We start from the raw sequence: 12,097 nt of genomic DNA on the forward strand, positions 1-12,097 counted from the left end.
CATTACCCTTTCACTACTTCGCCGTTCGACTTGAAGACGCGGACTTTTTTGCCATCCACTTCTTTGAAGCCAACGCGATCAGCCTTGCCGGTCGCTGCGTTAAACAGCGCGACGTTCGACACGTGAATCGGCATGGTCTTGTCGACGATACCACCAGTTACGCCGGTCATCGGGTTCGGCTTGACGGCCTTCTTGGCCAGGTTCACGCCTTCGACGATGACGTGCTCAGCATCTACGCGCTGCTGAACGACACCGCGCTTGCCTTTGTCTTTACCGGCCAGAACGATGACTTCGTCGTTTTTACGAATCTTATCCATTGCTGCTCCCTTACAGAACTTCAGGTGCCAGGGACACGATCTTCATGAACTTCTCGGTACGCAGTTCGCGCGTCACCGGTCCGAAGATGCGGGTACCGATCGGCTCCAGCTTGCTGTTCAGCAGGACGGCGGCATTGCCGTCGAACTTCACCAGGGAGCCGTCCTGGCGGCGCACACCTTTAGCGGTACGCACGACCACGGCGTTGTAGATTTCACCCTTCTTGACGCGGCCGCGCGGAGCAGCTTGCTTCACGGTGACCTTGATCACGTCGCCAATGCTGGCGTAACGGCGCTTGGAGCCGCCCAATACCTTGATGCACAGAACTTCTTTTGCACCGGTATTGTCGGCCACTTCGAGCCGGCTTTCGGTTTGAATCATGATATTTTCTTTCCCAACTTAAGCCGAAGAAACCCCACGGAAAACCGTAGGCCTGCGGTCAGTCTTGGTCCCGCCGTCCGCACTCATTGCAAGCGCGTACGTTTGGGTGATTGGACTTTCCAATGTTCGTTGCAGGCCGCAGTTACCGAAGGACAAACTGCGGCAACACATGAACGAAGCCCGCTAGTATTCCACATACCAGCGGGCCACGCAAGACAAATTTTAGAGGCGTTGTAACAACACCCCCTCAGGCATTACAGAACCGGAGCGACCTGCAGAACTTTGGTCAGGGTCCAAGCCTTCGTCTTCGAGATCGGGCGACCTTCCGCGATCTCGACGGTGTCGCCGATCTTCGCCTGGTTGGTCTCGTCGTGCGCGTGATACTTGTTCGAGCGCACGATGATCTTGCCGTACAGCGGGTGCTTGACGTGACGTTCGATCAGCACGGTCACCGTCTTGTCCATCTTGTCGGACACGACTTTGCCGACCAGCGTACGCTTCAGCGCCGTTTTAGTGGTGTCGTTCATTTGGCTTCCTTCTGGTTCATCACAGTCTTGACACGCGCGATATCGCGGCGCACCTTCTTGAGCTGGGCGGTGTTCGTCAGTTGCTGCGTAGCGATTTGCATGCGCAGGCCGAACTGTGCCTTCAGCAGCTCATTCAGCTCTTGTTGCAGAGCTGCCTGGTCCTTGCCGCGGAGTTCCGTTGCTTTCATTCTTAACTCCTGTTATTGACCGACTTGACGCACGACGAACGTCGTAGCCAGCGGCAGTTTGGCGGCAGCCAGACGGAAGGCTTCGCGCGCCAGTTCTTCAGCGACGCCGTCCATTTCGTACAGGACCTTGCCCGGCTGGATCTCGGCCACGTAGTACTCCGGATTACCTTTACCGTTACCCATACGGACTTCAGCCGGCTTGTTCGAGATCGGCTTGTCCGGGAAGATACGGATCCAGATACGGCCGCCACGCTTGATGTGACGGGTCATGGCACGACGTGCAGCTTCGATCTGGCGTGCGGTGATACGGCCGCGGGCAACTGCCTTCAGACCGAATTCGCCGAACGAGACCGCGGTGCCGCGGGTGTGCGAAATGCCGGTGTTGCGGCCTTTCTGCTCTTTACGATACTTTCTGCGGGATGGCTGCAGCATGCTTATTCTCCTGCTTTCTCAGCGGCCGGCTTGGCAGCACGGCGGCCTGCGGGTGCGGTACCTGGCTTGGCGCCCGGGCGGCCACGGCCAGCCGGTTTGCCGTCGTCACGACGCGGACCGCGCGGCTTTTTCTCGTCGGCCGGAACGTCGATCACCGGTGCTTCGCCGGTCGGCGAACGGTCACCCTTGTAAACCCAGACTTTCACGCCGATGATGCCGTACGTGGTCGAGGCTTCGCTGGTGCCGTAGTCGATGTCGGCGCGCAGGGTGTGCAGGGGCACACGGCCTTCGCGGTACCATTCGGTACGTGCGATCTCGATGCCGTTCAGGCGGCCCGACGACATGATCTTGATGCCGACGGCGCCCAGACGCATGGCGTTCTGCATGGCGCGCTTCATCGCGCGGCGGAACATGATGCGCTTTTCGAGCTGCTGGGCGATCGAATCGGCGATCAGCTGCGAGTCGATTTCCGGCTTGCGGATTTCTTCGATATTGACGTGCACCGGCACGCCCATGATCTTCGTCAGCGACGACTTCAGGACTTCGATGTCTTCGCCCTTCTTGCCGATGACGACGCCCGGACGCGACGAGTAGATCGTGAAGCGCGCGTTCTTGGCCGGACGCTCGATGACGATGCGGCCGACGGAGGCGTTCTTCAGTTTCTTCTTCAGGAAAGCGCGGGCTTCCAGGTCTTCCTTCAGCATGTCGGCGAAGTTGCCGTTGCCAGCGTACCAGCGCGATGCCCAGTTACGGGTGACCGCCAGGCGGAAGCCGGTTGGGTGGATTTTCTGACCCATCGTGTGACTCCTTAGTTACCGACAGTCACGAAGATGTGACAGGATTGTTTCGAAATGCGATCACCGCGGCCTTTGGCACGTGCCGTAAAGCGCTTGAGGATCGGGCCCTTTTCGACATAGATCTGAACGACTTTCAGTTCGTCGATGTCGGCACCATCGTTGTGCTCGGCGTTCGCGATTGCGGACTCCAGCACTTTCTTGATGATGGTCGCGCCTTTTTTCGGGCTGAACTGCAGGATGTTCAGCGCGGCGTCGACTTTCTTGCCGCGGATCAGATCGGCGACGAGGCGGCCTTTCTGTTCCGACAGGCGGACGCCTTTGAGGATAGCTTTAGTTTCCATTATTTCTTCGCCTTCTTGTCAGCGGCGTGGCCCTTGAACGTGCGGGTCAGGGCGAATTCGCCCAGCTTGTGACCCACCATGTTCTCGGACACGTACACCGGCACGTGCACTTTACCGTTGTGGACGGCGATCGTCAGACCGATGAAGTCCGGGGTGATCGTCGAGCGGCGCGACCAGGTTTTGACCGGCTTTTTGTCTTTGTTCGCTTGCGCGGCTTCGACTTTTTTCACCAGGTGGGCGTCAATGAACGGCCCTTTTTTCAATGAACGAGTCATGTCTTATCCTTATTTCTTGCCGCGGCGCGAGACGATCATCGACGACGTGCGCTTGTTCGAACGCGTCTTCTTGCCCTTCGTCTGCTGGCCCCATGGCGACACCGGATGACGACCGGCAGCCGTACGACCTTCACCACCACCGTGCGGGTGGTCGATCGGGTTCATCACCACACCGCGAACGGTCGGGCGGACACCGCGCCAGCGCATTGCACCGGCTTTACCGATCTTGCGCAGGTTGTGCTCGCCGTTGCCGACTTCGCCAACCGTTGCGCGGCACTCGATGTGCACGCGGCGCACTTCACCCGAGCGCAGGCGAACCTGAGCGTAGGTACCTTCGCGAGCCATCAGCACGACGCCGGCGCCTGCGGTACGGGCCATTTGAGCACCCTTACCCGGCAGCATTTCGACGCAGTGCATGGTGGTACCGACCGGGATGTTGCGGATCGGCAGGCAGTTACCCGACTTGATCGGCGCTTCCGAGCCGTTCATGACGGTATCGCCCACGGACATGCCCTTGGTGGCGATGATGTACGCGCGGAAACCGTCGGCGTAGCACACCAGAGCGATGTGCGCGCTGCGGTTCGGGTCGTATTCAATGCGCTCGACCTTGGCCGGGATACCGTCCTTGTTGCGCTTGAAGTCGACCACGCGGTAGTGGTGCTTGTGACCACCGCCGATGTGGCGGGTGGTGATGTGACCGTTGTTGTTACGGCCAGCGGTCTTCGATTTCTTCTCAACCAGGGCTGCGAACGGACGACCCTTGTACAGGTCGGGGTTCACAACCTTCACCATGCCGCGGCGGCCTGGGGAGGTTGGCTTCATCTTAACGAGTGCCATTATTTAGCCTCCTCGACAAAATTGATTTCCTGGCCCGGCTTCAGGGCCACGAAAGCGCGCTTGGTGTGGTTGCGACGACCGGTGAAACGGCCCGAACGCTTCTGCTTGCCTTCGCGGTTCACGGTCTGCACCGATTCCACTTCGACTTTGAACAGCAGCTCGACGGCGGCTTTGATTTCCGGCTTGGTCGCGTCCGGCAGGACCTTGAACACGATCTGTTCGTTCTTTTCCGCGACGAAGGTCGCCTTTTCGGAAATGACCGGAGCCAGCAGCACCTTCATCAGGCGCTCTTCGCTGAATTTGATTGCGGCGCTCATGCGTACATCTCCTCGATCTTGGCCAGAGCAGCTTTGGTGACCAGGACTTTCTTGTAGAACACCAGCGACATCGGGTCGGCGTGCTTCGGCTCGACAACCAGCACGTTCGGCAGGTTGCGCGATGCCAGCAGCAGGTTTTCATCGATGGTGTCGGTGATCACCAGGACCGAGTCCAGACCCATGCCCTGCAGCTTTTGCGACAGCAGCTTGGTCTTCGGTGCTTCGACGGTCAGGTTCTCGATGACGCTCAGGCGGTCTTCGCGGGCCAGCTGCGAGAAGATCGAGCAGATACCTGCGCGATGCATCTTCTTGTTGACCTTGTGCGTGAAGTTCTCGTCCGGCGAGTTCGGGAAGATACGACCACCACCGCGCCACAGCGGCGACGACGACATACCGGCACGAGCGCGGCCCGTACCTTTTTGACGCCACGGCTTCTTGGTCGTGTGGGAGACTTCTTCACGATCCTTCTGCTTGCGGTTGCCCGAGCGCGCGTTAGCGGCGTAGGCGACCACGATCTGGTGGATCAGGGCTTCGTTGTAGTCACGGCCGAACACGGTGTCGGCGGCGTTGACTGCGGCGCCAGCTTGGCCTTGCTCATTCAGGAGCTTCAGTTCCATCTCTTACGCTCCTTTCTTGGCTTTGACTTTGACTGCCGGCTTGACGATCACTTGACCGTTCTTGGCGCCAGGAACGGCACCTTTAACCAGCAGCAGTTGACGCTCGGCGTCGATACGGGCGATTTCCAGGTTCTGGGTCGTGACAGTGACGTCACCCATGTGACCGGTCATGCGCTTACCCGGGAACACGCGGCCCGGATCCTGTGCCATACCGATGGAACCCGGCACGTTGTGCGAACGCGAGTTACCGTGGGTGGCGCGGCCCGACGAGAAGTTGTAACGCTTGATGGTACCGGCGTAGCCCTTACCGATCGAGGTGCCTTGCACGTCGATTTTCTGGCCCACTTCGAACATCGAGACATTGACTGCGTCGCCAGTCTTGAAACCAGCGGCTTGAGCGGCTTCGACGCGGAATTCCTTCAGCATCGTGCCAGCTTCGACGCCAGCTTTGGCGTAGTGACCGGCAGCGGCCTTGTTCACGCGCGAGGCGCGACGTTGACCGAAGACGACCTGAACTGCGGCATAACCATCAGTTTCAGGAGTTTTGATTTGCGCAACACGGTTGTTCGACACGTCCAGCACGGTGACGGGAATCGAATCGCCGTCGTCCGTGAAGATGCGCATCATGCCAACCTTGCGACCGAGAAGGCCCAGGCTCATTTTTTCTCCATTCCCACCTACGATTGGGCGGGGCTAGTTGACTTTCGGAAGTTTTAAAAAAACTTCCTCTTAAACGCGTGGACCGAAAAAAGATAGGCCCACACCGAAGCCGGCTAGTATAGCGCGCGCTACGGATAGACGCAACAAGAGAATGCGGAGTTGACGCGGCCTGTTGCGTTTAACGCTAGTGTCTTGGAGATCAGAGGAATCCGTTCAGGCTGAACGGCACAGAAAAGATACCTTGGCGTCTTTTCTCTGCAGGCTCGGGGCCTGCGATATGGAGGAATTCTGGTGGGCGGTGCAGGATTCGAACCTGCGACCCCTTGGATGTCGACCAAGTATTCTAACCAGCTGAACTAACCGCCCGGGGAGCCGCATTATACGAGGATGTTTTAGCAAAGCGCAATACCCGTCCGAAAAAACTTGTGTGTCACCTCTCCCCCGTACAATGTGACATCCGCGACAACGGAAAGGATGATCGGATGAATGTAGTGTTCTTCAATAACACGACCCTGGCATGGCTGACGGCCCTCGGCATCGCGGCCGGCGTCGCGCTGGCCCTGTATATCGCCAAGCGGCTGGGCGTGCACCACATGCGCAAGCTGGCCGAGCGCACGGAGACGCGCCTGGACGACATCGTCGTCGAAGCGCTCGACGGCACGCGGCTGCTGGCCATCGTCATCATGGGCCTGTTCGCCGGCAGCAAGTTTCTCATCCTGCCGCCGGAAGTGCACCTGTTCGCGACGCGGGTCGCCATCGTCACCGGCCTGATCCAGGCCGCCGTCTGGGGCCACCGCGCGCTGCGCGCCTGGCTGACGGATTATTACCAGAACCGCGCCGGCGATCCGGCGCGCGCCACGTCGGCGGCGGCCGTCGGCTTCATCGCGCAGACCGTGCTGTGGACCGTGCTGCTGCTGATGGTGCTGGACAATCTGGGCGTTAACATCACGACCCTCGTCGCCTCGCTGGGGATCGGCGGTATCGCGGTGGCACTGGCCGTCCAGAACATCCTGGGCGATCTGTTCGCGTCGCTGTCCATCGTGCTCGACAAGCCCTTCGTCGTCGGCGACTTCATCATCGTCGACAAATACCTGGGCACCGTGGAATACGTGGGCTTGAAAACGACCCGGCTGCGCAGCCTGGGCGGCGAGCAGCTCGTGTTCTCGAACGCGGATTTGCTGAAGAGCCGCCTGCAGAACATGACGCGCATGAGCCGGCGCCGCGCCGCCTTCACGGTCGCCGTCGCGTACGACACGCCGACGGACAAGCTGCGCCTCATTCCTCCGCTGCTGACGGAGATCGTCCAGGCGCACGAAGGGGTGACGTTCGAGCGCGCGCACTTCGCCGGCATGGTCGCGCCCGCGCTGAATTTCGACGTCGTGTACTGGGTGGAAACGGCGGATTTCAACCGCTACATGGATATCCAGCAGGAGATTTATCTGCAGCTGATGGACCGTTTTGCGGCACTGGAGATCGAGTTCGCGTTTCCGACGCAGCGACTGCACCTGCACGATGCGCGCGAGGCGACACCGGCCGCGCCGGCGGCCACCTGACGGCTCATTGCGGCGGCGCCGTCGACGCCCGCACGACCAGCGTGCTGGCCAGCGCCGTGCGGCGCAGCGGCGCATGCTCGCCGCGGATGCGGTCGATCAGCAGTTCGATGGCGAGCTCCGCCATGTCGCGCTTGGGCGGCGCCACCGTCGTCAGCGGCGGCAGCGCATAGCCGGCGCCGGCGATGTCGTCATAGCCGACCACGGACAATTGCGCCGGCACGCGCACCCCGGCCGCACCGGCGGCGCACAGGCCGCCCAGCGCCATCAGGTCGCTTGTGACGAACACGGCCGTCGGCCGCTGCTCCCGCCCCAGCAGGCGCGTAAAGGCCGCGTGGCCGCCGGCGCTCGTGAATTCCTCGTGCACGATCCGGTCCGGCGCGACGGTCAAACCGGCCTCGGCCATCGCGCGCATGAAGCCGCCGACGCGTTCGCGCGTGCGCGGCAGGTCGGCCGGGCCGGACACGCAGGCGATGTCCCGGTGTCCCAGTTCGATCAGGTGACGCGTCGCCTGATATCCGCCCTCTTCCTGGCCGGCCAGGACCAGGTCCGCATCGAGCCCGGGCAGCGCCCGTTCCAGCTGGACGATCGGGACGGTTTCGTGGCGCAGCAACAGATCCTGTTCGTCGTCGGCGCCGCTGGCGACGAGGACCAGGCCATCGATGCGCTTTTCCATCAGCAGGCGCAGATAGGCCGTCTGCTTTTGCGCGCCGCCGTGCGCGTTGCACAGGATGATGTTGTAGCCGAGCCCGAATGCCGCGTCCTCGATCCAGCGGATCAGTTCGGCGAAGTATGGATTGGACGAGTTCGGCACGAGCACGCCGATGGTGTGGGTCTTGTCGTTCTTGAGGCTGCGGGCGACGGCACTGGGGATGTAGCGCATCTCGTCGATGATGCCGAGCACGCGCTGGCGCACGTCGTCGCTGACGACGCGCGTGTTGTTGATCACGTGCGACACCGTGGAGATCGACACCCCGGCACGCGCCGCTACCTGTTTCATGGTCGCCATCGCTTCCTCCTGAGGCGCGATTATTACCGATGTGTTTCAGTAATTACAACTACCGGACGCTCTTCATTCAAGATCAGGCCGCTATTCGGCTTATCAAGAGGCCTGAGTCCGACCGGTTCATCTGATATTTCCACGCAAAACGCTCGTGAAAAATTGTATACAGAGGATGCGCAAATACCCTGCTTTCCCTCTGTGAAGCGGCAGATTCATCTACTTCTTTTCCATTAGAAACTGTATACAAATTCGTTGACAGTGCCGAAATGCAGGGGCATCATGATTTGGAAACAAGCCGCCGCAGAGTGGCCCAAGCATTGTGGAGACATCGCAATCGGTTGCATCCGGATCTCGGATTGCCTGCCGTGGTTCACCGTCTCCACCGTCCGGAAATCATCGAACCACCCGACGCAGTTCAGGACAACATTCGACGGAGACACACATGAATAATCTGCTGTACAAGGTCGACGACCGCCCCCCTCTCATCACCACGACCCTCCTCGCCGCCCAGCACATGCTTGCCGCCCTCGGCGGCATCATCGCCGTGCCGCTCGTCGTCGGCGCGATCCTCAAATTGCCCGCGGACCAGATCGTCGCACTCGTCAACGCGGCGCTGCTGGGCTCGGGCATCGTCACGATCATCCAGTGCAAGGGCATCGGCCCGGTCGGCATCCGCCTCCCGTGCGTGATGGGCACCAGCTTCGCCTTCGTCGGCGCGGCCATCAGCATCGGTTTCGAGCATGGCGTGGCGGGCATCCTCGGCTCGTCGCTCGCCGGCTCCGTCGTCATGATCGTCGGCAGTTTCTTCATGCCGCAGATCCGCAAGCTGTTCCCGCACCAGGTGACGGCCGTCGTCGTGACGATGATCGGCCTGTCGCTCGTCCCCGTCGCCGTCGACTGGGCCGCGGGGGGCAAGGCGCCTGGCGCGAACTATGGCGCGCCCGAGAACCTGGGCATCGCGCTGTTCGTGCTGGCGATCGTCGTGGCGCTCGTGCAGTTCGGCAAGGGCATCATCTCCGCCTCCGCCATCGTGATCGGCATCGCGATCGGCTACGCCGTCTGCCTGGGCCTGGGCCTCGTCGACTTCTCGAGCGTGCAGAAGGCCGCCGTGTTCGCGCTGCCGCAGCCGCTGCACTTCGGCATGAGCTTCCCGCCGAGCGGCATCTTCGCGATGGGCCTCGCCTACGTCGTGACGATGGTCGAAACGACCGGCACGTTCATGGCGCTGGGCGCCGCGACGGAAACGAAGATGCGCGGCACGCTGCTCAAGCGCGGCGTGCTGTGCGATGGCGTCGGTTCCGCGTTCGCGTCGACCCTGGGCGCGCCGCCGATGTCGACGTTCGCGCAGAACGTGGGCGTCATCTCGCTGACCGGCGTCGCGAGCCGCCACGTCGTCGCCCTCACCGGCGTGATGCTGGCGCTGGCCGGCCTGTTCCCGGTGCTGGGCGCCGTCGTCGTCACGATCCCGCAGCCCGTGCTGGGCGGCGCCGGCCTCATGATGTTCGCGATGATCCTCACGGCCGGCGTGCAGATGCTGGGCAAGGTCGAGCACGACAAGCGCACGGGCCTCATCATCGCCGTCTCGATCGGTTGCGGCCTCGCCGTCAGCGTGCGTCCCGAACTGCTGGCCAAGCTGCCGCCGTTCGTGAACGAGATCTTCGGCTCGGGGATCAGCACGGGCGCCATCATGGCCGTCCTGCTGAACCTGGTGCTGCCGAACCGTCCCGTGGAAGTCCACGACGACGAAGAAGACGTCCCGCAGCCCCTGCTGGTGAAAGACCTGGAGGCGATCTGACAGGGACGATCCCCGACATTGTTTCCGCAGTGCCCGCGCATTGTTTCCGCAGTGTTGAAATCTAAAAAAGTGGAAAATCGATGAGCAAAACTCTCCTGATCAAACATGCGCGCGTCCTCGTCACGATGGACGCGCAACGCCGCGAAATCGAAGACGGCGCTATTTTCATCCGCGGCAACGTGATCGAGCACGTGGGCACGACGGACGACCTGCCGCGCGATGCCGACGAAGTGATCGACGCGCGTGGCCACGTCGTCATCCCCGGCCTCGTCAACACGCACCATCACATGTACCAGAGCCTCACGCGCGTCATCCCGGCCGCGCAGGACGGCGAGCTGTTCAACTGGCTGACGAACCTGTACCCCGTGTGGGCGAACCTGACGGGCGAGATGGTCCACGTGTCGACGCTCACCGCGATGGCGGAACTGATCCTGTCCGGCTGCACGACGAGCAGCGACCACCTGTACATCTACCCGAACGATTGCCGCCTCGACGACAGCATCGAAGCGGCGCACACCATCGGCATGCGCTTCCACGCGTCGCGCGGCGCGATGAGCGTGGGGCGCTCGAAAGGCGGCCTGCCGCCGGACAGCGTCGTGGAAGACGAAGCGGCGATCCTGAAGGACACGCAACGCCTGATCGAGACCTACCACGACGCCTCGCGCCACGCGATGCAGCGGATCGTCGTGGCGCCCTGCTCGCCGTTCTCCGTGTCGCGCGACCTGATGAAGGAAGCGGCGCTGCTGGCGCGCAGCCACGGCGTGTCGCTGCACACGCACCTCGCGGAAAACGTCAACGACATCGCCTACAGCCGCGAGAAATTCAACATGACGCCGGCCGAATATGCGGAAGACTGCGGGTGGGTCGGCCACGACGTGTGGCACGCGCACTGCGTGCAGCTGGACGACGCGGGCATCCGCCTGTTCGCACGGACGGGCACCGGCGTCGCGCACTGCCCGTGCTCGAACATGCGCCTCGCGTCCGGCATCGCACCGGTGCGCAAGATGGTCGATGCGGGCGTGCCCGTGGGCCTCGGCGTGGACGGCAGTGCGTCGAACGACGGCGCGCACATGCTGGGCGAGGTGCGCCAGGCGATGCTGCTGCAGCGCGTGGGCTTCGGCCCGGATGCGATGACGGCGCGCCAGGCGCTGGAACTCGCCACGCTGGGCGGCGCGAAGGTGCTCAATCGCGACGACATCGGCAGCATCGCGCCGGGCATGTCGGCGGATATCGTCATGTTCAAGCTGGATGGCGTCGGCTTCGCGGGGGCGCTGCACGATCCGGTGGCCGCGCTCGTGTTCTGCACGCCGGCCAACGTGAATCACAGCGTCATCAACGGCAAGGTCGTCGTGAAGGATGGCGTGTTGCGGACGGTGGATCTGCCGGTCGTGCTGGAGCGGCATAACCGGCTGGCCGAGGAACTGGCGCTGAAAGCCGCCTGACCGCTATTCGGCCTGCCCGGCTTTCCACTGCCGGCGCGTGAGCCGGTACAGGCAATGAGGCCGCAAAGGGTGCCCCGGCGCGACGCTGGGGTGCTCGAACATTTCGCCCCGATGCGTCATGCCGATGCGCTGCATGACGGCCTGCGAGCGCACGTTCGGCAGCGCGGTGAACGACACGATCTCGTCGAGGCCCAGCGTGGCGAATCCATACGCGAGCGCCGCCCGCGCCGCTTCCGACGCGTGGCCCCGACCCCAGTGGCCGACGGCGAGGCGCCAGCCGATCTCCACGCACGGGCCGATCGGCAAGGGCACGGCCGGGCTGCGCAGGCCGGTGAAGCCGATGAATTCGCCCGTGTGCCGCAGTTCGACGGCCCATAACCCATAGCCCCGTTCTGCGATCTCGGCGCGCAGCCTGGCGGCGAGCGTGTCGCTGGCGGCACGGTCTAGCGGCGCGGGAAAATGTTCCATCACGCGGGCATCCGCATTCATGCGCGCGAACGGTTCCAGGTCGGTGTCGCGCCACTGGCGCAGGCGCAGGCGTGCGGTGTCGATCACGGGGCCTCCAAAAGACAACGGGCCGGTCCGCAAGGCGGTACCGGCCCGGATCGCTGCGGCTCACG

At 62.5% G+C, this 12,097-nt stretch carries 17 protein-coding genes and 1 tRNA gene; 3 read left to right on the forward strand and 15 right to left on the reverse strand.

The annotated features are described in order from the left end of the window. Positions 1 to 2: 2 nt before the first annotated feature. The 13 genes from rplX to P0M04_RS07145 form a co-directional block, all read right to left on the reverse strand. Positions 3 to 317 (reverse strand): 50S ribosomal protein L24, encoded by a 315-nt coding sequence (gene rplX, locus P0M04_RS07085; RefSeq protein ID WP_056449170.1) that lies wholly within the window; start codon positions 315 to 317, stop codon positions 3 to 5. 10 nt (positions 318 to 327) lie between these two features. Next, the gene (gene rplN, locus P0M04_RS07090; RefSeq protein ID WP_056126494.1) at positions 328 to 696 is read right to left on the reverse strand and encodes a 50S ribosomal protein L14; all 369 of its coding nucleotides are present in this window, start codon (positions 694 to 696) and stop codon (positions 328 to 330) included. A 254-nt stretch (positions 697 to 950) separates the two neighbouring features. Then, positions 951 to 1,223: a 30S ribosomal protein S17 gene (rpsQ, locus tag P0M04_RS07095; protein ID WP_036240344.1), complete on the reverse strand. Its 273-nt coding sequence runs from the start codon at positions 1,221 to 1,223 to the stop codon at positions 951 to 953. Beyond that, positions 1,220 to 1,411: a 50S ribosomal protein L29 gene (gene rpmC / locus P0M04_RS07100; RefSeq protein ID WP_036240341.1), complete on the reverse strand. Its 192-nt coding sequence runs from the start codon at positions 1,409 to 1,411 to the stop codon at positions 1,220 to 1,222. The genes rpsQ and rpmC overlap by 4 nt, the downstream gene beginning before the upstream one ends. A 12-nt stretch (positions 1,412 to 1,423) precedes the next feature. Further along, a complete protein-coding gene (gene rplP / locus P0M04_RS07105; protein WP_005663456.1) occupies positions 1,424 to 1,843 on the reverse strand; it encodes a 50S ribosomal protein L16 in 420 nt (139 codons plus the stop codon). A 2-nt stretch (positions 1,844 to 1,845) separates the two neighbouring features. Continuing rightward, positions 1,846 to 2,640, reverse strand: a complete 795-nt coding sequence (rpsC, locus tag P0M04_RS07110; protein ID WP_036240339.1) for a 30S ribosomal protein S3 — start codon at positions 2,638 to 2,640, stop codon at positions 1,846 to 1,848. Between the two features lie 11 nt (positions 2,641 to 2,651). Next, the gene (gene rplV / locus P0M04_RS07115) at positions 2,652 to 2,984 is read right to left on the reverse strand and encodes a 50S ribosomal protein L22 (protein WP_179966292.1); all 333 of its coding nucleotides are present in this window, start codon (positions 2,982 to 2,984) and stop codon (positions 2,652 to 2,654) included. Then, on the reverse strand, positions 2,981 to 3,256 hold the full coding sequence (rpsS, locus tag P0M04_RS07120; RefSeq protein ID WP_036240336.1) for a 30S ribosomal protein S19: 276 nt from the start codon (positions 3,254 to 3,256) through the stop codon (positions 2,981 to 2,983). The genes rplV and rpsS overlap by 4 nt, the downstream gene beginning before the upstream one ends. A 9-nt stretch (positions 3,257 to 3,265) precedes the next feature. Further along, positions 3,266 to 4,093 carry a 50S ribosomal protein L2 gene (gene rplB / locus P0M04_RS07125; RefSeq protein WP_259448223.1) on the reverse strand — a complete coding sequence of 276 codons (828 nt, stop codon included), beginning with the start codon at positions 4,091 to 4,093 and terminating at the stop codon, positions 3,266 to 3,268. Continuing rightward, on the reverse strand, positions 4,093 to 4,410 hold the full coding sequence (gene rplW / locus P0M04_RS07130) for a 50S ribosomal protein L23 (RefSeq protein ID WP_036240333.1): 318 nt from the start codon (positions 4,408 to 4,410) through the stop codon (positions 4,093 to 4,095). Before rplW ends, rplB begins: the two co-directional genes overlap by 1 nt. Beyond that, the gene (gene rplD / locus P0M04_RS07135) at positions 4,407 to 5,027 is read right to left on the reverse strand and encodes a 50S ribosomal protein L4 (protein WP_259448224.1); all 621 of its coding nucleotides are present in this window, start codon (positions 5,025 to 5,027) and stop codon (positions 4,407 to 4,409) included. The genes rplW and rplD overlap by 4 nt, the downstream gene beginning before the upstream one ends. 3 nt (positions 5,028 to 5,030) lie before the next feature. Continuing rightward, positions 5,031 to 5,687: a 50S ribosomal protein L3 gene (gene rplC / locus P0M04_RS07140; RefSeq protein ID WP_259448225.1), complete on the reverse strand. Its 657-nt coding sequence runs from the start codon at positions 5,685 to 5,687 to the stop codon at positions 5,031 to 5,033. 289 nt (positions 5,688 to 5,976) lie between these two features. Next, positions 5,977 to 6,053, reverse strand: a tRNA-Val gene (locus tag P0M04_RS07145). A gap of 116 nt (positions 6,054 to 6,169) precedes the next feature. Here P0M04_RS07145 and P0M04_RS07150 point away from each other — a divergent pair. After that, complete coding sequence (locus P0M04_RS07150) at positions 6,170 to 7,240, forward strand: mechanosensitive ion channel family protein (RefSeq protein WP_259448226.1); 1,071 nt, start codon at positions 6,170 to 6,172, stop codon at positions 7,238 to 7,240. A gap of 4 nt (positions 7,241 to 7,244) precedes the next feature. Here P0M04_RS07150 and P0M04_RS07155 read toward each other — a convergent pair whose 3' ends face one another. Further along, the gene (locus P0M04_RS07155; RefSeq protein WP_259448227.1) at positions 7,245 to 8,246 is read right to left on the reverse strand and encodes a LacI family DNA-binding transcriptional regulator; all 1,002 of its coding nucleotides are present in this window, start codon (positions 8,244 to 8,246) and stop codon (positions 7,245 to 7,247) included. Positions 8,247 to 8,682: 436 nt separating this feature from the next. Here P0M04_RS07155 and P0M04_RS07160 point away from each other — a divergent pair, with 436 nt between their 5' ends. Next, entirely contained in the window at positions 8,683 to 10,035 is a 1,353-nt protein-coding gene (locus P0M04_RS07160; RefSeq protein ID WP_259448228.1) for a nucleobase:cation symporter-2 family protein, read from the forward strand. Positions 10,036 to 10,115: 80 nt separating this feature from the next. Further along, positions 10,116 to 11,477, forward strand: coding sequence for an 8-oxoguanine deaminase (locus P0M04_RS07165; RefSeq protein ID WP_259448229.1), 1,362 nt, complete (start codon positions 10,116 to 10,118; stop codon positions 11,475 to 11,477). 3 nt (positions 11,478 to 11,480) lie between these two features. Here P0M04_RS07165 and P0M04_RS07170 read toward each other — a convergent pair whose 3' ends face one another. Beyond that, positions 11,481 to 12,032, reverse strand: a complete 552-nt coding sequence (locus tag P0M04_RS07170; RefSeq protein WP_259448230.1) for a GNAT family N-acetyltransferase — start codon at positions 12,030 to 12,032, stop codon at positions 11,481 to 11,483. Positions 12,033 to 12,097 lie beyond the last annotated feature (65 nt).

The organism is Telluria mixta (genome assembly GCF_029223865.1).
GTDB lineage: Bacteria > Pseudomonadota > Gammaproteobacteria > Burkholderiales > Burkholderiaceae_D > Telluria > Telluria mixta.

Coding starts and splice junctions, on each gene's coding strand:
- P0M04_RS07165 (WP_259448229.1), top strand. CDS start 10,116: ATGAGCAAAACTCTCCTGATCAAACATGCGCGCGTCCTCGTCACGATG.
- rplP (WP_005663456.1), bottom strand. CDS start 1,843: ATGCTGCAGCCATCCCGCAGAAAGTATCGTAAAGAGCAGAAAGGCCGC.
- rpsQ (WP_036240344.1), bottom strand. CDS start 1,223: ATGAACGACACCACTAAAACGGCGCTGAAGCGTACGCTGGTCGGCAAA.
- P0M04_RS07150 (WP_259448226.1), top strand. CDS start 6,170: ATGAATGTAGTGTTCTTCAATAACACGACCCTGGCATGGCTGACGGCC.
- P0M04_RS07160 (WP_259448228.1), top strand. CDS start 8,683: ATGAATAATCTGCTGTACAAGGTCGACGACCGCCCCCCTCTCATCACC.
- rplC (WP_259448225.1), bottom strand. CDS start 5,687: ATGAGCCTGGGCCTTCTCGGTCGCAAGGTTGGCATGATGCGCATCTTC.
- rplB (WP_259448223.1), bottom strand. CDS start 4,093: ATGGCACTCGTTAAGATGAAGCCAACCTCCCCAGGCCGCCGCGGCATG.
- rplX (WP_056449170.1), bottom strand. CDS start 317: ATGGATAAGATTCGTAAAAACGACGAAGTCATCGTTCTGGCCGGTAAA.
- rplW (WP_036240333.1), bottom strand. CDS start 4,410: ATGAGCGCCGCAATCAAATTCAGCGAAGAGCGCCTGATGAAGGTGCTG.
- rplN (WP_056126494.1), bottom strand. CDS start 696: ATGATTCAAACCGAAAGCCGGCTCGAAGTGGCCGACAATACCGGTGCA.
- rpsC (WP_036240339.1), bottom strand. CDS start 2,640: ATGGGTCAGAAAATCCACCCAACCGGCTTCCGCCTGGCGGTCACCCGT.
- rplD (WP_259448224.1), bottom strand. CDS start 5,027: ATGGAACTGAAGCTCCTGAATGAGCAAGGCCAAGCTGGCGCCGCAGTC.
- rpsS (WP_036240336.1), bottom strand. CDS start 3,256: ATGACTCGTTCATTGAAAAAAGGGCCGTTCATTGACGCCCACCTGGTG.
- P0M04_RS07155 (WP_259448227.1), bottom strand. CDS start 8,246: ATGGCGACCATGAAACAGGTAGCGGCGCGTGCCGGGGTGTCGATCTCC.
- rpmC (WP_036240341.1), bottom strand. CDS start 1,411: ATGAAAGCAACGGAACTCCGCGGCAAGGACCAGGCAGCTCTGCAACAA.